This window comes from Providencia sp. PROV076 (assembly GCF_028483405.1).
In the GTDB taxonomy this organism is placed as follows: Bacteria; Pseudomonadota; Gammaproteobacteria; order Enterobacterales; family Enterobacteriaceae; genus Providencia; species Providencia huaxiensis.
The window spans coordinates 63,681-88,305 of the sequence record NZ_JAMPRR010000006.1; the positions used below are offsets into that span (position 1 = coordinate 63,681).

A 24,625-nucleotide genomic window follows, 5' to 3' on the forward strand; every position below is an offset into this window, starting at 1 on the left:
ATAAATGACCAGATATTTTATTATTTATTAACCACTCATTAACTTAGTTAATTTTACTTATTAAGTGTAATTTATTTCACATTTTTTTAATTTTTTTAATGGAATTTGGTATTTTATAGTTAGTGTTACTACACTATATAAGACTGTTTAATTAGCCGTTTTTATTAGCCAAGCAGGAAACAATGAATCAAATAAGAAGATTTCTTTTGTTTTTAAAGGTGCTCCAACACCTAATGGTAATTTTTATATTTTCATTATCATATTTTATGCTACACAGCTGGTTATAACGAAAAGCCTTATACTAAAAACAACATAATTCTTTGATAAAACGAGATAAATATATGTTTATCTCGTTTTATATTATGAGTTAGAAAACACTATAAGATAAAAATGGTTATCAATAGAAAGCTTACAAGTTACTTTTCAACCCTCTATGGCATCTGACACTAAAGATAAAACTAGCGATAAAGTGACACTTCACCTTCAGGCCGGGTTTTAAACCGTCGATGAGCCCAAAGATACTGCTCAGGGGCTTTCATTATTTCGGCCTCTAAAACAGCGTTAATCATTGTTGCATCCTGTAATTCATCAGAGCTTGGATATCCTAGTATTTCTTTGCCCAATACTAAATCATAGTTAACCCCACTCTTATTTCTCAATAATGTTACTGTGAGCGTCGGTGATTTAGATAATTGAGCAAGTATTGATGTCCCCTTTGATGTAGAGCTATTTTTGACAGAAAAAAATGGCGCAAATATCGTGCCTTTTCTTCCAAAATCTTGGTCAGGTGCAAACCAGATGGACTTGCCACTTTTCAATTCTTGAACCATAAATTTTAAATTTTTACGATCAATCATTCCTTTGCCAGAACGGCACCGCCCCTTTGTCTGAATATATTCCATCGCTTTATTATTATGAGGTCGATACATCGCATTAACAGGGAAACAAAGGCCCATAATCCGACCACCTAGCTCAAGTGACATAAAATGGACTCCAACGATAATTACACCTTTATTTTTCCCAATAGCATCTAAATAATTAGACATTCCTTTTACTTGAAATAATTTTTTTACTTTTTTATCACTCCAGAACCAGGCGATCCCCGTTTCAAATAATGCGATGCCTAAAGATTTTAGGTTGTCATTTACCAGAGTATCTATTTCATTTTTGTTTTTATTCGGAAAACACAACTCTAAATTTCGCTTAATTATCGACACTCTTCTCTTAATAAAATACCGTGAATTACTGCCTAGAAAAGCACCAAGCCACATTTGCCATTTATAAGGTAATTGAACCAATAAAAATAAGATAAAAACCCCCACCCATGTTACTAAGTACTTCGGATGGACCAATTTCAGTGAAAATGGGTTTTTGGCGTACATTATATCTCCCAATACTTCGCCTTTGCAGAATGCACGCTATTTTAGACAATATTTAGTCTTTTAAATTCAACATGATTACTACAACAAGATGGGCTTTCGCCCACAACTATCTGAATACCCTTACAATGTATCTTCCATTTGAGTAGATAACAGTCGGATAACCTTTTCCAAGCAGTTAAGTAATATTTAATTTTCAGTGTAGCCAATGAATGAATAGCTCTGTAACTTTATTTACCTTTAATCAGAACTATATGCCAGTTAAGCTAAAAACGTAATCACCTAAACAGTTATGAATGGTCAAAATTATCACATATATGGCTTAATTAATCTCATTATTAATGTGTATTTTTGTCATTTTACGGATTATTTTGCTAGTTTTGTCAATTTAGTAGCTATGTTTATTAGCAGTCAATTCAAGTGACCGCCATAATCAACGATGGAAAGGAAAATTGAGTTAGGGATTAAGAAGTAGCCGTGAAGCTACTTTCTACTCATCAACCTACTATCCATTATTCGCCTGTCGTTGCTGTTCAATTTCCCATATTGCTTTCTTGCTATAAGAATCATTTCAAAATCAAAATGTCTATTGATGCACAATCACAATTTTTTGGTGTATATGAAAAGCCTTATTGCATTGATATCTGTAGCTGCAATGTGCATTGCAGGGTATTTGGTTTATATAGCAGTGCTATACATTAAAGTGCGGTTCTAACTGCTTTGATTTTTCGAATGACCTTCTTGTCAAGCTTGCTCTTTGCTATTGAGTTCATTGTGCCAGCCAATAGTTAAGGAAGGAAAGTAGCCTGGATCGCCCCTGAAAATGCAAAAGGAGAAAAAGCGATAGGTGTTGCCCTAAATAATACCACATGCATGGTATTGAAACTCCAAATAGGAAAACACCAGCGCTTTGTATTTGTTCATGCAGCAGCGAATCGCCTCACTGAACATGCCATGAAGGTCGACGAGCTAATTTCACACGATGACACCAATATGGCACAACCACTGCTTAAGGCATTGTCATTATGTACATAAATACAAAGAAAAAACCCGCTACATCTATTAAATGTAACGGGTTCTTATTTGGTGCCGGCTACCGGAGTCGAACTGGTGACCTACTGATTACAAGTCAGTTGCTCTACCAACTGAGCTAAGCCGGCTAATATGGCGGAGAGATAGAGATTCGAACTCTAGGATGGTTACCCATCGGCGGTTTTCAAGACCGCTGCCTTCGACCGCTCGGCCATCTCTCCATGGGGCGCGATTATGGAGGAATCCCACCAACTTGTCTACCCCTGAAAGTAAAAAAATTGATTTTTTTACTTCGTTTGGCTAATCTTCACTCAATTGTTCTCTATTTTCCAATAAAAATGGTAGTATCTGTGCAAAATCGGTGTCTATCCTTTCTCTAGGCGTATGATTTTTAACCTAATAATACTATTGCCGATGGGACGACTTGCTACAGTATGTACAAACAATCATTATTAAAACCAAACACGCTTTTTCGTATTTTCGCAGCATTTATTCTGTTGCTAATTGTGATGCTTTTTTTATCACTCTTTAATTACTATCAAGCATTGGTTCAAAGCCGTCAAACTAGCTTGAACAGCATGGCAAGTCGGTTAGCGTATCAAATCGAAGATTATCGTTATCAAGCGAGCCATATCTACAAAATTGCCAATGACAAATCTTCAGTGCCCCCCACCGATAACCTCGCAGTGACTGGGATCCGCCATGATATTTTTTGGCTAAGTAGTGCAAACCAATCCATTGATGCCATTGTATTTGGTAATAATAAGCAAAGTAATAATGCTTTAGCGTCTAAACTTGCAAATTATATGGAGATTGTGTGGGGAGCCCGTAATGAATATAACTCCATGTATTATCTCAATGGCTTAGACAATACCTTAGTCTTAGTGACCACCCATTCAATCCTTAAACCTGAGCTCCGTTTTAAAGAAAGTTATCTCACATTAACGGCTGAAGAAAAGCGTGCTGATATGTTGACTCAATCAACATTGTTAGACCGACGGGAAATAATTTCAAATATTCAAAAATACTCCCCCGATAACCTTTTTTACTATACTTATCGGCTAATGTTCAATTCGCCGGGGCAGTTAACTAGTGTCATATCCTTTGATATTTCTATTAATTCACTTATTCCACCAAGTTTAAATGGGAATTTTTTTACAATTAATGCACGCCCTTCAAGCACGGGCAGCAATGAATCTCATTCAACTTGGTCTGGAACCAACCTCATTTTCTCCCATCCTATTGATGGGACTGGATATCAGCTTTATTACCATGTTTCATTAAAAAGTATTATTTTTAATGTGGTTAGTTATAACTTATGGCTAATGACAGGCATGCTTATTATGATCTTATTCGCTTTACTGATCATGCTCTTTATTCGTAAGCGCCTTATTTCACCAAATACCAATATGTTGCAAGAGCTGAGTTTTAATGCCTCACTGACTAGCGATATTATCAGTCATATTTCATACGGTATTTTAGTTTATGACTTTAACACCAACAAAAAGATCCTGAGCAATGACATTGCTAACCAATTATTACCTTCTATGGACCTTGTTCACATTAAAGAAATGGCGATTGAAAACCATGATGTGATTCAAGTTTCTATCGAGAATATTGTATATGAAGTTATACTTGTCGATAACATGTCAAAATCTAACACTGCCCTCTTTATTATTATGGACAAAGATAAAGAGGCGTTGACCCAAAAACGCCAAGAATTAGCCAATCGCGAATACAAAAAAAATATTCACATGCGTAAAGTCGTATTTGAGAATATGTGCAGTGAAATATTACCTTCACTTATTAAAGTGGATAAGCAACTAACTAAATTATCCGAAACGGCTAATATAAATAACCGTGAGTTTATTTTAAAAATTGAAAGTCAGCTTTTCTATATCAATCGTTGGTTTAAAAATATTAGCTTATTAAATCAGCTAGAATCCCAAGCTGAACCTATAAAAACTGAGAATGTTTCTATCAGTAACCTGGTTAGCCAATTTTTGAAGCAAAATCTATCCCAGTGTAATAACAAAGGGTTAGCGCTTTATTTTCATAATAACGTTAATCCAGATTCGCTTATCGTGGCAAATCCTGATTATTTAAAGCAATTAATGCAACTAATTTGGGATTATTCTATTGCAACAACCTCTTTTGGAAAAATTTCATTCACGCTATCTTATAACCCCAGTAAAAATACAATCTTATTAAATATTAAAGACAGTGGAACTGGAGTAAGTAACCAAGAACTGAGTAATTTGCAAAGCCCCTTTACTGGGCAAATTTTGAACGCCTCTAACTTTACACGTTCAGGTATAACGTTTTATTTATGTAAGTTACTGGTAAAAAAAATGAATGGTGTTTTTTCTATTCGCTCAAGTGATGCAATCGGTACTCATTATGAAGTTACGCTTCCAGCAGCCAAAGAGATGCTTGCCAAAGAGTACCCTGCATTATTGGAGGATATTTGTATTCGTTTAAATATACATAATGCTGATATTTCACGGATTGTGAGGAGCACATTAACAAATTATGGCGCGGAATATTTGGATTTAAGTGAGAGCTCCCCTCATACCAACTGGGATCTCTTAATAACTGATAATAATGAGGAATGTTTTGAAAACATTGTTAAAGTAAATGGTTTCCTATCTGGAATCAATCAATTACAACCTCATTACATCGAAGCTAACTATAATTTTGCTGATGAATTAATTGATGCTATCTCATTACTGATCGAAAACGCAGACGATGAACATGGCCATTCTGATAATTTGATTTCACACCATGTTGATACTCAAGTGCTTTCACAGACCTCGAATGAATCAATAGAAAATGCAATTTTAAGTTATCAATTAGCGCTAGCAAATAGTGGATATCGAGATTTGTTCATCACAACAGTACCGATAGATATTAATAAACTGTATAATAGTGAAAGTGTTGAGGATTTGACCGAATTGAAAAACACTGCACATCGTTTAAAAGGAGTTTTTGCTATGCTCGAATTTACTTATCTTCATAAGCTTTGTGAAGATTTGGAGCGTTACATAGCAGATGAAAACGGATTGGAAATAAAAAATTGCATTAGCATGCTGGATAATTCAGTCAAAAAACTAATGCCAGAAGGTAACCAATAATATGAATAACCTAAATGTCATTGTTGCCGATGATCACCCTATCGTTCTTTTCGGCATCAGGAAATCACTTGAACAAATTGAATGGGTGAATATCGTAGGGGAATTTGAGGACTCAACTTCTTTGATTAATAACTTAGCGCGTTTAAATGCGGATGTGCTAGTTACTGATTTATCAATGCCAGGTGATAAATATGGTGATGGTATTACTTTAATCAAATACATCAAACGGCATTATCCTGACCTATCAATCATTGTTCTCACAATGAACAATAACCCGGCCATTCTTAGCGCAATTTTAGAGCTGGATATTGAAGGGATTGTGCTCAAACAAGGTGCACCTGCTGATTTACCTAAAGCGTTAGCGGCTTTACAAAAAGGTAAAAAATTCACACCCGAAAGCGTGAGCAAGCTGCTGGAAAAAGTCAATGCAAGCGGCTATGGCGACAAACGTTTATCACCAAAAGAAAGTGAAGTGCTACGTTTGTTTGCTGAAGGTTTTCTGGTCACTGAAATTGCGAAAAAACTTAACCGCAGTATAAAAACAATAAGTAGCCAGAAAAAATCAGCCATGCTGAAATTAGGCGTTGAAAATGATATAGCGCTACTGAATTACCTTTCTTCCGTCAGCATTGATAACTCGCCTTCAGAGTAATTTCATTTCGACTACAAAACTACACCAATAAAAACCCAACTATGGGTTTTTATTTTTGTATCTATTTTTTAGCTACACTTAACAATAGCGAGTCAAGGTCTCACGTAAAATTGCAATTGTTGTCGGTTTTGATAAACAATCATTCATCCCTGCATTAATACAACGTTGCTTTTCTTCTGCCATTGCATTAGCGGTTAATGCGATAATCGGTAAGTTGAACGCTAAACGTCGCAGTTCTTTGGCCAGCTGGTAACCATCCATATTTGGCATATTTACATCTGTTAAAATAATATCAACATGATGATTATCTAAATATTTCAATGCATCTAGCCCGTCTATCGCCGTGCCAGTAGTAAAGCCGATTGTCGCTAATTGCTCACTCAATAATACTCGGTTAATTGGATGATCATCAACAATCAATACATGACATTCACCTAACGAATGGTCAACGACTAATGGTTGATTTGCCATACTATTTTTTTGTGATTGTTCACTTGTTTTCATGATGGCTTTATCAATTAACATGGGTAATTTATCTAATTGATATGTATTATAAATCCATTGATTCTGTTTTACTTCATGAAGCTCGCCTGCATAACCACTTGATAGCTGAATATGATGTTCGTAGGCTATCTCCTCAACATGCTCATAATCGGTTATTAGCAAATCATATCTTTGTGTTTTATCTATTGTGCTATGGCTAACAACTGAAAATTGCTCATGACCTAACAGACGCAAAAGAAAATTCATTAAAAATTCATTTCGACACGAAATAGCAATGCGATAATGTGCACGATATTCTGGAATATTTTTCTTTGTATATTCTTGCCCATATAAAGGAATACGAATAGTAAATGAGCTACCAAGTCCAATCTGTGAAGTTACTTCAATATCACCATCCATGAGGTTAACCAGTTTTTCACAAATAGCTAAACCTAGGCCTGTTCCTTTATGACCCAAATTATTTTGCCCATAAACTTGAAAAAATGGATCAAATAACTGCATAACCACTGCCTGGGTCATTCCAATCCCTGAATCACGGATTTCTATCTTTAAATAGTTTTCATCTTTCCAAACATAAAGCAACACAAAACCTGATTCCGTAAACTTAATACTATTATTTACAATATTAGAAATCACTTGTTGTAAACGAACTGGATCATTCAAAATGAGATCTGGGATGCTGGGTTCAATATAGGAATATAATGATATTTTTTTCTTAGTCACTAATGGCAAGTAGTTCGCTAATACAAACGCAAAAACTTCTCGACAATGAAACAATTTGCTTTCTATTTTCAATTGTTTAGATTCAATTTTTGAAAAGTCTAAAATATCACTAATAATCTGTAATAAAAGCGATGATGAATTATCCATAGTTGAAACTAAGCGTGTTGCTTTCTCTGATAATTCATAACGTTGTAGTAACTCTATATTACCAATAATTCCATATAATGGTGTTCTTAATTCATGGCTAACAGTCGCCAAAAACATTGATTTAGCATGGTTAGCTTGTTCAGCTGCATCGGCTACATCTTGCAGTGATTTTTCCATTTGCACACGAATGCTGATGTCAATTAATACACAAATAGCGACATCTTCATTTTGATATCGTGAGTTTACAAAGCTAATTTGCAAGTGTGTGCCGTTGGTTGTCACTACATCGATATAATTGCTCGTTTTCTGGCGGATGATTGTCAATATTCGCTGTTTATCATCATCATTTAATAACCGAAAATAGTCATGGGCCAATTCATTACTGAGAATATTACCGCCATCAGTCAATCTTAAAATAATGATACCAACAGGTGCTGATGCTACAATTTTATGGTTGAATTGCTCATGTTCCTCGAGCCGTATCGCGGTGTTTTCTGCAGGTTCAAGCATTTTCCGTTCAAGTAACCAAATTAAAAAGAAAATCAATCCCCCTGTAAAAATATTTAGGACAATACCGTAAAAGATAGCATTTTCTAAACTCGCTAATATTTCAGACGTCGCAATTGAAAAAATGACGGTAATTTGAGAAGGTGCTAACCGTTTTTTGAAAATTAATTTTGAATAATCTGAGTTAAAACCAAAAAATGAAGACTCAGAAATATTGAGCAGCGCTGAGCCTTTAGGATTGATATCTATAGGAGAATATAAAACAGGTTGGTTATAATCGTTAATTATCAATATTTCGATAGCTTTATTTCGGCGTATGTTAAATTGATTCAAATTAATTGTACGCTCTAACCCAATAAATGCAGGCAGCATATTGTCGTGCTTGATTGCCTGAATTAAGTAAAGCTGCCCATAATCTGGCTGTACGCCATGCATAATGGTAAATAATTTACGCTCTTTGCCTTGTAGCCTTAAGCCTTGGTAAGTCCGTACGCTTTCGTAGCTGACTTTTTTTAGTATTTCGATATCCGATATGGTAGATCGAATAGGATAATCCACCAGACAATAACTTTTCGAACCAACTAAAAAGACATGATTTAAAGCTTGAGGGGCAGCAATACTATCTTTCCAAAAATAATTTAATTGCTCAAAAGCCTGCAAATAATTTTCCGCTCTATCCCTAAAATAATCACAATCTGTATTCGATGTTAATTTATAGAAAGAGTAATTAGATGCGTTCGGTAATTCCAGAAACTTACTTGGAAGATTATTTTCATCTGTCGATTCTTGCAACTTTACTCTATATAGCTCAGTCATCGATTGAATCGAATTCAGCGTCGCTCCCGTTTGTTGAATATACGCTTGTATATTTTCATGCCCGGAATAGAACTGTTGACGGATATCAGATTTGTATTCATTAAACTGCGAGTAAAGGAAAAATAGAGTGATAAAAACGCCCATGCCCCACAACATCAAGCCGAGGATACGAAATAAATCCCGAGAAAGTCTAAGTGATGTTTTAAACGAGGGTAAATATCTCAAGCGCTTTCCTGTACATTCGATACTATGACTGCTAATTATACTCGATTATATGATAAAAAAGCGACAAACATGAAAAGTAATAAAACAAAGACATTTAGGCTAGAAACTAAAACGGGCAGCTAATTATGCTGCCCGTTCATTAAATTAAACGTCGTGATTACTCTTGATCGTCGATACTTGCATCATCAACACCATTTTCTTCAGTGTTTTCATTTGCATTTTCATCATCAATGTTTTCATCATCATCCGTTTCAGCAACGCGCTGCAAACCAACAACTTTTTCATCTTCAGCAGTTCTAATCAAGGTAACACCTTGAGTATTACGGCCAACGACGCTCACTTCAGACACCCGTGTACGCACTAATGTCCCTGCGTCTGTGATCATCATGATTTGGTCAGTTTCATCAACCTGAATGGCGCCAATTACATGCCCGTTTCGCTCACTCACTTTAATGGAGATAACCCCTTGAGTTGCACGAGACTTAGTTGGGTACTCAGCTTCTTCAGTACGTTTACCGTATCCGTTTTCTGTCACCGTTAAGATATGCCCTTCACCACGTGGAATAATCAAAGAAACGACTTTGTCGTTATCCATTAATTTAATACCACGCACCCCTGTAGCGGTACGTCCCATTGGACGAACGGCATCTTCAGCGAAGCGCACAACTTTACCTTGAGCTGAAAACAGCATAACTTCGTTTGAACCATCAGTTAAATCAACACCAATCAGCTCATCACCGTCATTCAAATTAACCGCGATGATACCTGCGCTTCTTGGACGGCTGAATTCTTGTAAAGGTGTTTTCTTAACGGTACCACTCGCAGTTGCCATAAAGACATTGTAACCCTCTTCGTACTCACGCACTGGCAAGATAGCTGTAATTCGCTCATCTTGTTCAAGTGGCAATAAGTTAACGATTGGGCGACCACGAGCACCACGGCTAGCCTCTGGTAATTGGTAAACTTTCATCCAATACAAGCGGCCACGGCTTGAGAAGCACAAAATGGTGTCATGCGTATTGGCCACCAAAAGGCGGTCAATAAAGTCTTCGTCTTTAGTTCGTGCTGCAGATTTACCTTTACCACCACGGCGCTGTGCTTCGTAATCAGACAGAGGCTGATATTTCACATAACCTTGATGCGATAATGTCACCACCACATCTTCTTGGTTGATCAAGTCTTCAATATTGATATCTGCAGTATTTTCAGTAATTTCTGTACGACGAGGGTCGTTATAAGTATCGCGAATAATTTCTAATTCTTCGCGGATCACTTCCATCAAACGTTCAGGACTACGCAAAATAAACAGTAATGCTTCAATTTGTACTAGAAGCTCACGGTACTCTTCCAGTAATTTTTCATGCTCAAGACCCGTTAATTTTTGGAGACGTAAATCCAAAATAGCTTGAGCTTGTTGCTCAGTCAGGAAATATTGCCCTTCATGAACACCAAACTGGGGCTCTAACCACTCAGGACGAGCGGCATCATCACCCGCACGCTCTAACATTGCAGCGACATTGCCCAGATCCCAAGAACGTGCAATCAACCCTGCTTTCGCTTCTGCTGGCGTTGGTGCTTTACGGATCAGTTCAATAATTGGGTCAATATTGGCAAGAGCAATTGCCAGTGCTTCAAGGATATGAGCACGATCACGCGCTTTGCGTAATTCGAAAATCGTACGACGAGTGACGACTTCACGGCGGTGACGCACAAAAGCAGCAATGATATCTTTTAAATTCAGTATTTTCGGCTGCCCTTGGTGTAGAGCTACCATATTGATACCAAAAGAAACTTGCAATTGGGTCAGGGAATATAAGTTGTTCAGTACAACTTCACCCACCGCATCGCGTTTGATTTCAATAACAATACGCATACCGTCTTTATCAGACTCGTCACGCAGTGCACTGATACCTTCAACACGCTTGTCTTTAACTAACTCAGCAATTTTTTCAATCAAGCGAGCTTTATTCACTTGATAAGGAATTTCGCTGACAATAATGGTTTCGCGACCATTTTTCTCATCGACTTCCACTTCAGCGCTTGCACGGATATAGACCTTGCCACGCCCTGTGCGATACGCATCAATAATCCCACGACGGCCATTAATAATAGCTGCGGTTGGGAAATCAGGCCCTGGAATGTGTTCCATTAAACCATCAATGCTGATGTCTTCGTCTTCTATATAGGCAAGACAACCATTAATCACCTCCCCTAAATTGTGAGGTGGGATATTGGTTGCCATCCCAACAGCAATACCTGACGACCCATTAACCAAAAGGTTTGGGATTTTCGTTGGCATAACTTCAGGAATGTGCTCTGTTCCGTCATAGTTAGGAACGAAATCAACGGTTTCTTTTTCAAGGTCAGCAAGTAGTTCATGGGCAATTTTCGCCATACGGATTTCCGTATAACGCATTGCCGCTGCGGAGTCTCCGTCAACAGAACCGAAGTTTCCCTGACCATCAACCAGCATGTAACGCATTGAGAAAGGCTGAGCAAGACGAACGATTGTCTCGTAAACAGCGATATCACCATGTGGATGGTATTTACCGATGACGTCCCCAACAATACGGGCAGATTTTTTATAGGGTTTATTCCAATCATTTCCCAATACATTCATCGCATACAATACTCTGCGGTGTACTGGCTTCAGTCCATCTCGAACATCTGGAAGTGCACGGCCGACAATAACGGACATTGCATAATCCAAATACGAACTTTTAAGCTCTTCTTCGATATTAACTGGTGTGATTTCTCTGGCAATCTCGCTCATGGAACCACTGTCCCTCATAACTTCGGATTCAAAGAGTAGAACTATACCACAATTCGCCAATTTAATAAAAATAAGAGACGGGTATTTGTCTTCCAAGCTATGTATAATAGCGGAAAATTAAGTTTATGTGTCCGAAACTTGACGGTTTATCAATTAATCACGGCAATAATTACATTATTGTTTATATTTTAGCCATCAATTCTTATCGGGCCACTATTTCCCCCCGACTTAACATAGTTTAAATATCACTATCGTTAATAGGCCTTCGGGTTATAGGTTAAAAATAGGAGCTTCTTTGTATGAATGACACCCAAACCCCAACTTACCTCAACGTCGATAAGCAAGAAATTGAAAAATTTGAGTCCATTGCTTCACGTTGGTGGGACTTAGAAGGGGAGTTCGCCCCACTACACCGCATCAACCCATTACGCTTAGGTTATATTATGCAGCGTGTAGACGGCGTTTTTGGTAAAAAAATTCTTGATGTTGGCTGTGGTGGTGGCATTTTGTCCGAAAGTATGGCGCGCGAAGGCGCGGAAGTGACTGGCCTTGATATGGGGGCAGATCCATTAATGGTTGCTCGCTTGCATTCTCTTGAGTCCGGCATTCCGGTTGAATATGTACAAGAAACCGTTGAACAACACGCAGACAAGCACCCACAAGCCTATGATGTTGTGACCTGCATGGAGATGCTTGAACATGTTCCTGATCCTCAATCTGTCGTTAGAGCTTGCGCTAAATTAGTGAAACCTGGCGGGCATGTTATTTTTTCTACCATTAATCGCAACAAAAAGGCATGGTTGATGGCAGTGGTTGCTGCTGAATATGTGATGAAAATGGTTCCAAAAGGCACCCATGATGCGAATAAATTTATTCGCCCTTCTGAATTGATTAGCTGGATTGATGGAACACCATTGAAAGATAAACATATCATAGGGTTACACTATAACCCATTAACGGATAAGTTCTGGCTTGGGCCAAATGTTGATGTAAATTATATGTTGCATACAGTCAGTGAATAATCACCTAGTCGTGAAAAGAATAAATCACAAGCAGTACGTTTAAGAAAGCAGCAAACGATCGCATTTTACAAAATTTATTTTAATCCTCATGTCGGAAGCGTTTTTTTTATTAATGCCTTTTACCATGCAGCTTACCGACATGATCATTTTTCTTATCCAACCAGTTATCCACAAGAACTCGCTAATTTGTTCACTTGATAAAATCACATATTAACATTATCTTGTTATGGTATTCTAAACAAACTACTACATATAGTGGTACAACAAAACATAACACAACTAGTCTCATGGCATTACACCATGAGCTTTTTTATGTTTATTTTAAACTATTTGTAGTTCAACCAAGGTGTACTTGCTCATGAACCAGAGTCTGTTAGTCACAAAGCGTGATGGACATAAAGAACGCATTGATCTCGATAAAATCCACAAGGTAATCACCTGGGCTGCCGAAGGCCTAAGTAACGTATCCGTTTCTCAAGTGGAGTTACGTTCACAGATTCAGTTTTATGATGGGATCAGAACTTCTGACATTCACGAAACGATGATCAAAGCAGCAGCCGATTTAATTACGGGTGATACACCTGATTACCAATACCTCGCTGCTCGTCTTGCTATTTTTAACTTACGCAAGAAAGCCTATGGTCAGTTTGAGCCGCCTACATTATATAAGCATGTTAAACACCTCGTTGAAATGGGGAAATATGACAAGCATTTGCTGGAAGACTACTCTGAAGCAGAGTTCGAGCAAATGGATAGCTTTATAGACCATTGGCGTGATATGAATTTTTCCTATGCTGCGGTAAAACAGCTTGAAGGGAAATATTTAGTTCAAAACCGCGTTACCGGTGAAATCTATGAAAGCGCACAGTTTTTATACATTTTAGTCGCTGCTTGCCTGTTTTCACACTACCCAAGAGAGACGCGTCTTGATTATATTCGCCGTTTCTATGACGCAGTTTCAACATTCAAAATTTCATTACCTACGCCTATTATGGCGGGGGTACGTACCCCTACACGTCAATTCAGTTCCTGTGTACTGATTGAGTGTGGCGACAGCTTAGATTCTATCAATGCAACTTCAAGCGCAATTGTGAAATATGTCTCACAACGTGCAGGGATTGGGGTAAATGCGGGTCGCATTCGTGCATTAGGCAGCCCAATTCGTGGCGGTGAAGCGTTCCATACTGGCTGTATTCCGTTCTATAAGCACTTCCAAACTGCGGTTAAGTCTTGTTCGCAAGGTGGTGTTCGTGGTGGTGCAGCAACCTTGTTCTACCCGATTTGGCACCTTGAAGTTGAAAGCTTATTGGTACTGAAAAATAACCGTGGGGTTGAAGGTAACCGTGTTCGCCATATGGATTATGGTGTGCAACTAAACAAGTTAATGTACGAACGTTTGATTAAAAACCAAGACATTACATTATTCAGCCCATCCGACGTTCCAGGTCTTTATGACGCCTTTTTCGCAGATCAAGACGAATTTGAACGTTTATATGTGAAATACGAAAAAGATGAAAATATTCGCAAATCAAGTGTTAAAGCGGTTGAGCTATTTTCATTAATGATGCAAGAGCGTGCGTCTACAGGCCGTATTTATATTCAAAACGTTGACCACTGTAATACACATAGCCCATTTGACCCACAGGTTGCCCCTGTTCGTCAGTCTAATTTATGTTTAGAAATTGCGCTGCCAACCAAACCATTAAATAACATTAATGACGAAAACGGTGAAATTGCACTGTGTACGTTATCAGCGTTTAACTTAGGTGCGATTGATAGCCTCGATGAATTAGAAGAGCTGGCAATATTAGCTGTTCGTGCACTCGATGCGCTGCTTGATTACCAAGATTACCCAATCATTGCAGCTAAACAAGGCTCAATGGGACGTCGTACACTCGGTATTGGCGTGATTAACTACGCTTATTATCTCGCGAAGCACGGTGTTCGTTATTCAGATGGTAGCGCGAATAACTTAACGCACAAAACATTTGAAGCTATTCAATATTATCTATTGAAAGCCTCGAATGAGTTAGCGAAAGAGCAAGGTGCGTGCCCATGGTTTAACGAAACAACCTATGCACAAGGCGTTTTACCTATCGATACCTATAAAAAAGAGCTCGATAAGTTAACGAATGAGCCGTTGCATTATGATTGGGAAGCATTACGCCAAGAAATTAAACAACACGGTCTGCGTAACTCGACGCTGTCTGCATTGATGCCTTCAGAAACATCATCACAGATTTCTAACGCAACCAATGGTATTGAACCACCACGTGGTTATATCAGTATTAAAGCCTCTAAAGATGGTATCTTGCGCCAAGTAGTGCCTGATTACGAAAGTCTGAAAGGCGCTTATGAGCTGCTATGGCAAATGCCTTCAAATAGTGGCTATTTACAACTCGTTGGTATCATGCAGAAATTTATCGACCAGTCGATTTCTGCTAACACAAACTATGACCCGACTCGTTTTGAGAACGGCAAAGTACCAATGAACCAATTGCTAAAAGATTTATTGCTCGCCTATAAGTTTGGTGTGAAAACACTTTACTACCATAACACCCGCGATGGGGCGGAAGATGTTCAAGGCGATCTGGAAGAAGTTGTTGAGTCAGCGGATTCCGATTGCGAAGGCGGCGCGTGTAAAATTTAATAGGAATTGTTATGTCACATACATATACAACGTTTTCACAGAAAAAGAATGACCAAATGTTGGAGCCGATGTTTTTCGGCCAACCCGTTAACGTGGCGCGCTATGATCAGCAAAAGTACCCTATTTTTGAAAAGCTGATTGAAAAACAATTGTCGTTTTTCTGGCGCCCTGAAGAAGTTGACGTGTCGCGCGACCGTATTGACTACAATGCGCTGCCAGATCACGAAAAACATATTTTTATCAGTAATCTGAAATACCAAACGCTGCTGGATTCTATTCAGGGCCGCAGCCCTAACGTGGCGTTATTGCCACTGATTTCGATTCCTGAACTGGAAACTTGGGTTGAAACGTGGGCGTTTTCTGAAACTATACACTCACGTTCGTATACACATATTATTCGTAATATCGTGAATGACCCTGCTATTATTTTTGACGATATTGTTGAAAATGAAGAAATTTTAAAACGTGCTAAAGATATTTCGGGCTTTTACGATGATCTTATCGAAATGACCAATTACTACCATATGTTTGGTGAAGGCACACATACTTGCAATGGCAAACAAGTCACTGTTTCTCTACGTCAATTGAAGAAGCAACTGTACCTGTGCCTAATGAGCGTTAATGCGCTTGAAGCCATTCGTTTCTATGTTAGTTTTGCCTGTTCGTTTGCGTTTGCTGAACGCGAACTGATGGAAGGAAACGCAAAAATCATCAAACTGATTGCACGTGATGAAGCGTTGCACTTAACGGGTACGCAACACATGTTGAACCTGTTACGCTCAGGGCAAGATGACCCAGAAATGGCCGAAATCGCAGCAGAGTGCGAGCAAGAATGTTATGACTTGTTCGTTCAAGCAGCAGAGCAAGAAAAAGAGTGGGCTGACTACCTATTCAGCGAAGGCTCGATGATTGGTTTAAATAAAGATATTCTATGCCAATATGTTGAATATATTACGAATATCCGCATGCAAGCAGTCGGTCTAAAATTGCCATTTGAAGCACGTTCAAACCCAATTCCATGGATCAACGCATGGTTGGTGTCTGATAACGTACAAGTTGCACCTCAAGAGGTTGAAGTCAGTTCTTATTTAGTCGGGCAAATTGACTCTCAAGTCGATACCGACGATTTGAGCGGCTTTGAACTATAAGCATGGCAAGCCATAAAATCACCCTGCGGTTAACGCAGGGTGTTCAAGTCCCCTACCATACCGAAGTTCATTCGTGTTTGCTGGAAGCCTTAGAAGACAGCCGTATTCCTGTAGAGTACCAATGCCGAGAAGGCTACTGTGGTTCATGCCGTGTGACATTATTGCAAGGGAAAGTGGGCTACAAGCAAAAGCCGATTGCATTTGTGCAAGATGGAGAGATCCTGCCTTGTTGTTGCCACCCGCTTTCTGATATTGAAATTGGTTAATCATTAACTTAATGAATGATGGAATTCAAGATCCCTGCAACAAATCCCTGCAACAAAAAGTATAAAACCTGACTTCAAAGCATCTGACTTAGCCCCACAATGCGGCTAAGTCACTTTAATAATAGAAAAATCGACAATATGCATAGACATTATTTTATTGCTGGTATTTTTATATCCAGATCATAAAGCCTTAAAATAGAAGGCTCATCTTCAACCTCTAAAAATTTAAGCCTAACCTTGGATGCTGCATTTTTGGGAACACTGATATCCTCTTGCTTGCCCGATAAATAGGATGTAAAGCCATCTTTATCTAAGATATAAAGGTTATTTTTATCTTCAAGGTTTGTTAAACGAACCGCTGAGTCAGACTTATTTTTAACGGATAGTGTTAATAAATACTCGTTGTCCGCCACTTTTTCAGATGTTAATACCTTTACATCAATATATTTATTTAGGTTTTCTATATCGTAAATTATAATTGCGCCATCAACACTACTTCCAGATGTCCTCCCCTCGTCAATCCCTTCTTTTAACCCTGACAACGCATCTTTACTTGAGCTTGTTATTGAAGATGTTATTGATTTTACGCTACTTTTAATTGTGCTTGAATCGTCAGTATTAGCAAATGCCCAAGCAGATGTAAACAGCAACATATATGCAAATTTTTTCATGTTTATCCCAAAAAGTTTACTTACGTTATTTTTATAGTTTAAGTTAATTACAACGAATAATAGTTAGTCTTAATCTGAGATTAGCTCATAGTCATGAATGAGTATTGGTTAAAATTAATCATTCAAGTAATCAAACAGATACGAAATAATAGCGAGCACAATGGTAGTTCCAATCGTAATATAACTTTCTTATTGTATAGGCTATTTAAGCGATATATTGAACCCTGAACTCACTGTGAATTTAGCGTACTTATTTAGTATGCTTTTATAAGACATTTATTGATAAAACATGGCAATCATTGTGGCCACTAACGCTATTACAAGGTAATAGGTCTTATGATGAACGATTGTAAGACTACCGATAAAACTGTCTTACAATCGTTGTGATAAACCGAGGGTTAAACCTTATAAATAACCGTACATCGCTGCAAATATCCAGCCAAACACACAGGATACACCCACCCCGATTAATCCAGGAAGAATGAAGCTGTGGTTAATAACAAACTTACCAATTCGTGTAGTACCTGAACGGTCAAACTGAATTGCCGCAAGGTCACTTGGGTAAGTTGGTAAAATGTAATACCCATAACACGCAGGTGCGGAAGCGATAATATAAGCAGGGTCAACACCAATCCCTAACGCAATGGGGACGACAGCGGCCAATGCGGCTGCCTGTGAATTAACAAACTTAGAGACTAATAATAAGATGACGGCATAAGCCCAAGGGAAATCTTTTACTAAAGAACCTAACGTTCCTTTAATTTCATCCATGTGAGCACCGAACATGGTTTCTGCCATCCACGCAATACCATACACTGCGACAATCGCTATCATCCCTGAACGGAATACTTCGTTCTTTGAAATTTGCCCTGGGTTGGTCTTACAGATAATGATTATTAGCGCACCAGCTAATAACATAAACATCTGAATGACTAAAACCATAGATAACGGCTTACCATTAACTAGAGGTCTTAGCTCTGAGAATGCACCAAGTAATGCAACAACTGCGATAGAGGCTAAAAAAATCCACATCGCAACCCAGTTAATTTTCGGTAATTTGGTATTCAACAGTGTCACACTGTCACCATAGACGTAATCATGGTTTTCAGGCACTGAAATAAACTCTTGGAATACAGGGTCTTTATCGAGATCTTTACCTCTAAACCAACTAAAAATACCAATCGCTAAAATACCAATTAATGTCGATGGGATAGTAATTGCCAATAAATCAAGGAATTCAAGTGACTGGCCATTGATTGTCACACCATTTAGCATTGCTACTAATGAAACAACGGCCACTGAAACTGGACTGGCGATAATCCCCATTTGTGCGCCAATACTACTCGCAGCCATTGGCCTTTCAGGGCGAATATTATTTTTAATCGCTGCATCGTAAATGATAGGTAAAATTGTATACACCACATGCCCTGTACCACACAAAATGGTTAAGATACATGTCACAAAAGGTGCCACAATAGAAATGTACTTAGGGTTTTTCCGCAGTAGTCGTTCTGCAATTTGTAGCATGACATCCAAACCGCCTGACGCTTGCAACGTTGCTGATGCGGCAACAACAGCAATGATAACAAGCATAACATCAACAGGCGGTTTTCCAGGCGGTAAACCAAAGCCAAAAACTAAGATAACTAGGCCAACACCACCTAATAGCCCGAGTGCCATTCCCCCTTTTTTTGCCCCATAGAATAAGCAAACAAGGATAATGGCGAGTTGAATCATAAAGTCCATAGTTCCATCCTTTATATATATGTTTACATATATTATCGGGATGATTTTCAAGCATTAATTTGATTTATGATAACTTCAAAATCAATTTACTTTTATTTTTTATGCTTTTATTTTGACCTCATCACATAATTTATATTAAGTAACTGACATACTACCCAGTTACCTACCACTTTCATAAAAATCAATCAATTACCACACTGTTTTTAACAACTTACCCCATATAAATTTACCTTTAGTCACTTTAAATCATCATTTTTTCTTTACTTTATTAACGCTGCTATTGTCTTTCATTTCCTACCTACATGATTAGCGGTGTAAATAAAAGATTACACCTCCTGTAATTTACATTTGACAGCGAACTTGCGATCGCATAATCTGCATCACTTGTTAATTATTCAAATTCAATTAGAGGAACTTGTGAAGAATCGTACGCTTGGCAGTGTGTTAATCGTTGCAGGGACAACAATAGGTGCAGGGATGTTGGCAATGCCACTTGCCGCTGCAGGAGTCGGTTTCACAAGCATCGTCTGCTTGCTTGTTGGATTATGGATGTTAATGAGTTATACCTCATTACTATTAGTCGAGGTGTATCAACATAACCCTGCGAATATGGGTTTAGGTTCTGTTGCTAAGAAATATCTTGGGCCTGTTGGACAGATAGTAACCGGACTGAGTATGCTGCTATTAATGTACGCGCTAACAACTGCTTATATCGGTGGAGCGGGCGTATTAATTTCAGATAGCCTATCTTCATGGTGGGGAATTAAAATTTCAACCGATACTGCCATTATTGCATTTACCATTATTGGTGGTGCAATTGTCTGTATTGGTACGCATTCAGTCGATTTTATTAACCGAATTTTATTCACGGCCAAAACAATTTTTTTGGTGATCATGTTAGTTGTGATGATGCCGCATGCTGAAGCCGTGAATTTAAGCACTATGCCAATTGAAAAAGCCCTTATCCTTGCTGCCGTTCCCGTTATTTTTACTTCTTTTGGTTTCCATGGCAGCGTGCCTAGTTTAGTTAACTATATGAATGGGGATGTGCGCAAGTTACGCATGATTTTCATTACCGGAAGTGCAATTCCTTTAGTCGCTTATATTCTATGGCAAATCGCAACATTAGGTTCTATTCCATCACAGACTTTTATCGGGATCCTAGCTCAGGAATCAGGCCTTAATGGGTTACTCACAGCCATTCGCGATGTTGTCGCTACGCCTCGAGTCAATATTGCCGTTAGCTTGTTTATGGATTTAGCGTTAGCCACATCCTTCTTAGGCGTTGCATTGGGTTTATTTGATTACCTCGCTGATTTATTCAAACGGAGCAATCATTTTATTGGTCGTGTACAAACCAGCTTGCTGACTTTTGTTCCGCCATTATTGGCCGCCCTATTTTTCAGTAGTTTCGTACAAGCATTAACGTATGCCGCTGTTGCACTCTCGGTCTTAGCGCTGATTATTCCTGCACTACTAACATTCCGTGTTCGCAAATTAGAAACTCAAGGTGGGTATCAAGTTAAAGGCGGTACACCTATTTTAGCCCTCGTGTTGGTATGTGGTATCGCTGTAATTGCTATCCAATTTTCGATTGTTGCCGGTTTTTTACCAAACGTTGGCTAAATATCTGCCATATTAAGTATACGACCAGTCCCCAAGCATTGATTTATCAAGATTGGGGGCTTCCCCCCTTGAAAACTAAATTAATTATCTAAATTTAATCTATTATTCATTACATTTAAAAAACTTCGTTCTGTTATTTCGACACTTGTCAGAAAATAATTCCGAACAGACAACCTAATCATTTTACCGTATCTTCGCCATATTGCGGTCTTCATGAGGTGAATTAGGTGAAGAAAAAACAAGTATCCAACATTCATGATGCGGCTTTTAAAGGCATCATGACGAATATCGAAAATGCACGAGATTTTTTTGATATCTATTTGCCTGCACAAATAAAATCATTGTGTGACTTCAATACGTTATCACTTACAAATTCCTCATTTATTGATGAGCAACTCCGCTCGCGATTATCAGATGTGCTATATTCAGTAGAAACAACGCAAGGAAAAGGATACCTTTACCTTTTAGTTGAACACCAATCAACGCCCGATAGACTGATGGCATGGCGTCTGATGCATTATGCTTTTTTAGCCATGAATCAGCATATGGAACAAGGAAATAAGAAATTGCCCCTTGTCGTCCCTATCCTTTTCTACCATGGCGGTCGTTCGCCTTATCCTTATACCCAACTTTGGACTGACTGTTTCCCTTTCCCTGATATCGCTAATAATCTTTACACTCAACCATTTCCTTTAGTCGATATAACTATCATAGATGATAATGAATTAGTTAATCATCGAAAGATTGCAGTAATGGAATTAGCAATGAAACATAAGCACTTACGGGATGAATTTCAACAGGTACTCCCGCTCTTGGCGCAAGCACTCAATAAACACTATAATAGCGATAATGACATCATTACTATTATCAATTATCTGTTCATTGCTTTAGATTCTGCTAATTTCGAACATATCATTCAGGCATTGAGCGAAAAAACAGAAAAACATAAGGGAGCTATTATGAATATCGCACTGCGTTTACAGAACAAAGGCCGCCAAGAAGGCAGAGTGGAAGGTCGCCAAGAAGCCCAAATAACAATGGCACGCCACCTTCTTAAGAATGGTATTAGTTTGGATATTATCGTTGAATGCACTGGACTAAGCCGCGAAATACTCATGTCTTTAAATAATACTAAACAAGGTTAGTTTCTGGTGGATACCTCTTTGAGTTATTTTCTGTTGGACTAAAGGCATCACAGCCAGCTCCTAGCCATGCAACGACTAGGAACTGTAGATATATCACAACAACTTAGAAAGATAGCCCTGCACCAACATACCAGCCATCGGCAAGTTTATCGCTACTCTTACCATGCGTCCCTTTCATTTCAATCAAGCGATATCCTGCATCAATAGATAAAGGCTTGAATACCGTATAGCGCGCACCAGCTTTAGCTTCGACATACGATTTGCTGCCAGAAGTCAGTTGTTCTGGAGCACCGTAAGCTTCACCGTAAATATTCAGTGAAGGCAGTGCCTGCCAATTTAACCCACCACCAACAGCTAATGCAGCACCGCTACTATTATGATCGGGAGATAAATATAACCCCTTACCACCAACGAATGCAGAGAAAGGCCCTACAGGTAAGCCAAATGTGGCACCAATACTTCCCGTTTGTCCATCATGGTCACTACGAGCCCAAGAACCATTAAATGCTAACCCTGCATTTTGGTTACCTAACCCCGCAGACAGCTCAGTAAAATGTTCACCTGCTTGTGCACTGACTGAAACTGCATGTGCAGTACCTACGAATAATGGTGACATCGCTGCTGCCAATAATAATAATTTGCGCATTATTTTATCCTCTTGATATTATTACCTATGAATATTACGCGAATCTCACCTTATTTTCAGCCATTCTTACCTAGATTTACGCTATAGCCTCGATAAAAGCCCACTTTATTCATTACAAAATTTCACGTATCAAAAAATTTAGTGCAAAAAAGTGCGATAAATACGCATTTTTCTACTTGTAATCACAGTAATTGGTTATATTAATTAGATAATCAATTCCATAATAACTATACTGAATTACAAGTTTATTGTAGTAGTGTTTTTTATTTTTTACAAAATATTAACTTATTAGTTAGGTTTGTGTAGTCATTTAATCCAAACAAAGGAGCATTGTGATGAAAAAGAAAGGCCTTACTACCGCCTCAGGCGCCCCGGTCGCCAATAATAATAATGTGATGACAGCAGGTAAACGTGGCCCAATGTTATTACAGGATGTTTGGTTTTTAGAAAAGCTTGCCCATTTTGACCGTGAAGTGATCCCTGAAAGACGCATGCATGCAAAAGGTTCTGGTGCTTTCGGTACGTTTACCGTAACCCATGATATTAGCCGCTATACTCGTGCAAAAATTTTCTCTGAGGTGGGCAAAAAAACAGAAATGTTTGCTCGCTTCTCTACCGTTGCAGGTGAACGTGGTGCTGCCGACGCAGAGCGTGACATTCGTGGTTTCGCATTAAAATTTTATACTGAAGAAGGTAACTGGGATATGGTGGGTAACAACACCCCTGTATTCTATTTCCGCGACCCATTAAAATTCCCTGATTTAAACCACGTAGTGAAGCGTGACCCTCGCTCTAACCTGCGTACAATGGAACATAAATGGGCCTTTTTCTCTCAGTTACCTGAATCTTTACACCAATTAACCATTGATGCGAGTGACCGTGGTATTCCACAAAGTTATCGTCATATGCATGGATTTGGTAGTCATACATACAGTTTCATTAACAGTAATAATGAACGTTTCTGGGTCAAATTCCATTTCCGTTGCCAACAAGGCATTGAGAATTTGTCTGATGAACAAGCTGAGCAATTAGTTGGTAAAGACAGAGAAAGTTCACAGCGCGATCTGTTTGAATCAATTGAAAAAGGGGATTTCCCACGCTGGAATTTGCAAGTACAAATTATGCCAGAGAAAGAAGCCTCTCAAGTTCCTTATAACCCTTTTGACTTAACTAAAGTTTGGCCACATAAAGATTATCCATTAATTGATGTCGGTTATTTTGAACTTAATCGTAATCCAGATAACTATTTTGCAGATGTAGAACAAGCAGCTTTTAGCCCTGCTAACGTCGTTCCGGGTATTGGTTTCTCACCGGATAGAATGTTACAAGGTCGCCTGTTCTCATATGGGGATGCCCATCGTTATCGCCTTGGTGTCAACCATCATCAAATCCCAGTGAATGCCCCACGTTGCCCATTCCATAATTACCACCGCGATGGTGCAATGCGCGTTGACGGTAATAGTGGCAACCACGTAACCTATGAGCCAAATGAAGCAGGCCTATTCCAAGAACAGCCTGACTTTAGCGAACCGCCATTATCTATTGAAGGTGCAGCTGACCATTGGGATCACCGTGAAGACCAAGACTATTTCAGCCAACCACGTGCATTATATGAGTTATTAGATGATGCAGAACACCAACGTATGTTTAAACGTATTGCAGGTGAACTCATTGACGCGACAGAAGCCACGCAAGTGCGCCAAATCGAGTTATTTAAACAAGTTCATCCTGAATATGGCGCGGGTGTTGAAAAAGCGTTGAAAGCACTAAAATAGTGTAATTCATTAAGTGGTGGGGGTAACCCCGCCACTAT

General features: G+C 38.6%; 15 protein-coding genes, 2 tRNA genes and 1 pseudogene. 10 read left to right on the forward strand and 8 right to left on the reverse strand.

The features are described 5' to 3' along the window. Positions 1 to 458: 458 nt before the first annotated feature. Positions 459 to 1,382, reverse strand: coding sequence for an LpxL/LpxP family Kdo(2)-lipid IV(A) lauroyl/palmitoleoyl acyltransferase (gene lpxL / locus PSF67_RS05540; protein ID WP_166264599.1), 924 nt, complete (start codon positions 1,380 to 1,382; stop codon positions 459 to 461). A gap of 792 nt (positions 1,383 to 2,174) precedes the next feature. On the opposite strand from lpxL, the pseudogene PSF67_RS05545 reads away from it, so the two are divergent. Next, positions 2,175 to 2,303 (forward strand): annotated as a pseudogene (locus PSF67_RS05545) (integrase); the annotation flags it as partial. A gap of 160 nt (positions 2,304 to 2,463) precedes the next feature. On the opposite strand, the gene PSF67_RS05550 reads toward PSF67_RS05545, so the two are convergent. Then, positions 2,464 to 2,539, reverse strand: a tRNA-Thr gene (locus PSF67_RS05550). Between the two features lie 5 nt (positions 2,540 to 2,544). Continuing rightward, positions 2,545 to 2,632: transfer RNA gene (locus tag PSF67_RS05555), tRNA-Ser, on the reverse strand. Positions 2,633 to 2,845: 213 nt separating this feature from the next. Between PSF67_RS05555 and rcsD the strand changes: the two genes are divergently transcribed. Both rcsD and rcsB read left to right on the forward strand, forming a co-directional pair. Beyond that, positions 2,846 to 5,545 carry a phosphotransferase RcsD gene (rcsD, locus tag PSF67_RS05560; RefSeq protein WP_239978451.1) on the forward strand — a complete coding sequence of 900 codons (2,700 nt, stop codon included), beginning with the start codon at positions 2,846 to 2,848 and terminating at the stop codon, positions 5,543 to 5,545. A 1-nt stretch (position 5,546) separates the two neighbouring features. Beyond that, positions 5,547 to 6,197, forward strand: a complete 651-nt coding sequence (rcsB, locus tag PSF67_RS05565; RefSeq protein ID WP_004259923.1) for a response regulator transcription factor RcsB — start codon at positions 5,547 to 5,549, stop codon at positions 6,195 to 6,197. A gap of 78 nt (positions 6,198 to 6,275) precedes the next feature. On the opposite strand, the gene rcsC is transcribed toward rcsB, so the two are convergent. Continuing rightward, entirely contained in the window at positions 6,276 to 9,119 is a 2,844-nt protein-coding gene (rcsC, locus tag PSF67_RS05570; RefSeq protein ID WP_272676613.1) for a two-component system sensor histidine kinase RcsC, read from the reverse strand. A 157-nt stretch (positions 9,120 to 9,276) separates the two neighbouring features. Further along, positions 9,277 to 11,892 (reverse strand): DNA topoisomerase (ATP-hydrolyzing) subunit A, encoded by a 2,616-nt coding sequence (gene gyrA, locus PSF67_RS05575; RefSeq protein ID WP_102137662.1) that lies wholly within the window; start codon positions 11,890 to 11,892, stop codon positions 9,277 to 9,279. 299 nt (positions 11,893 to 12,191) lie between these two features. Here gyrA and ubiG point away from each other — a divergent pair, with 299 nt between their 5' ends. From ubiG to yfaE, 4 genes are all read left to right on the forward strand, one after another. After that, on the forward strand, positions 12,192 to 12,914 hold the full coding sequence (ubiG, locus tag PSF67_RS05580) for a bifunctional 2-polyprenyl-6-hydroxyphenol methylase/3-demethylubiquinol 3-O-methyltransferase UbiG (protein ID WP_102137661.1): 723 nt from the start codon (positions 12,192 to 12,194) through the stop codon (positions 12,912 to 12,914). A gap of 358 nt (positions 12,915 to 13,272) precedes the next feature. After that, positions 13,273 to 15,564, forward strand: a complete 2,292-nt coding sequence (gene nrdA, locus PSF67_RS05585) for a class 1a ribonucleoside-diphosphate reductase subunit alpha (protein WP_166264591.1) — start codon at positions 13,273 to 13,275, stop codon at positions 15,562 to 15,564. A gap of 11 nt (positions 15,565 to 15,575) precedes the next feature. Beyond that, complete coding sequence (gene nrdB, locus PSF67_RS05590) at positions 15,576 to 16,712, forward strand: class Ia ribonucleoside-diphosphate reductase subunit beta (RefSeq protein ID WP_102137659.1); 1,137 nt, start codon at positions 15,576 to 15,578, stop codon at positions 16,710 to 16,712. A gap of 2 nt (positions 16,713 to 16,714) precedes the next feature. Continuing rightward, on the forward strand, positions 16,715 to 16,978 hold the full coding sequence (gene yfaE, locus PSF67_RS05595) for a class I ribonucleotide reductase maintenance protein YfaE (RefSeq protein ID WP_102137658.1): 264 nt from the start codon (positions 16,715 to 16,717) through the stop codon (positions 16,976 to 16,978). Positions 16,979 to 17,127: 149 nt separating this feature from the next. On the opposite strand, the gene PSF67_RS05600 is transcribed toward yfaE, so the two are convergent. Together PSF67_RS05600 and PSF67_RS05605 are read right to left on the reverse strand one after the other, a co-directional pair. After that, positions 17,128 to 17,649 carry a hypothetical protein gene (locus PSF67_RS05600; RefSeq protein WP_166264589.1) on the reverse strand — a complete coding sequence of 174 codons (522 nt, stop codon included), beginning with the start codon at positions 17,647 to 17,649 and terminating at the stop codon, positions 17,128 to 17,130. 405 nt (positions 17,650 to 18,054) lie between these two features. Continuing rightward, entirely contained in the window at positions 18,055 to 19,395 is a 1,341-nt protein-coding gene (locus PSF67_RS05605) for an anaerobic C4-dicarboxylate transporter (protein WP_102137656.1), read from the reverse strand. A gap of 417 nt (positions 19,396 to 19,812) precedes the next feature. Between PSF67_RS05605 and tyrP the strand changes: the two genes are divergently transcribed. Continuing rightward, on the forward strand, positions 19,813 to 21,021 hold the full coding sequence (gene tyrP / locus PSF67_RS05610) for a tyrosine transporter TyrP (protein ID WP_195697391.1): 1,209 nt from the start codon (positions 19,813 to 19,815) through the stop codon (positions 21,019 to 21,021). Between the two features lie 227 nt (positions 21,022 to 21,248). Continuing rightward, a complete protein-coding gene (locus tag PSF67_RS05615; protein ID WP_272676614.1) occupies positions 21,249 to 22,166 on the forward strand; it encodes an Rpn family recombination-promoting nuclease/putative transposase in 918 nt (305 codons plus the stop codon). Between the two features lie 103 nt (positions 22,167 to 22,269). On the opposite strand, the gene PSF67_RS05620 is transcribed toward PSF67_RS05615, so the two are convergent. Next, positions 22,270 to 22,812, reverse strand: a complete 543-nt coding sequence (locus PSF67_RS05620; protein ID WP_272676615.1) for a YfaZ family outer membrane protein — start codon at positions 22,810 to 22,812, stop codon at positions 22,270 to 22,272. A 335-nt stretch (positions 22,813 to 23,147) separates the two neighbouring features. Here PSF67_RS05620 and PSF67_RS05625 point away from each other — a divergent pair, with 335 nt between their 5' ends. Then, entirely contained in the window at positions 23,148 to 24,587 is a 1,440-nt protein-coding gene (locus PSF67_RS05625; RefSeq protein ID WP_166264580.1) for a catalase, read from the forward strand. Positions 24,588 to 24,625 lie beyond the last annotated feature (38 nt).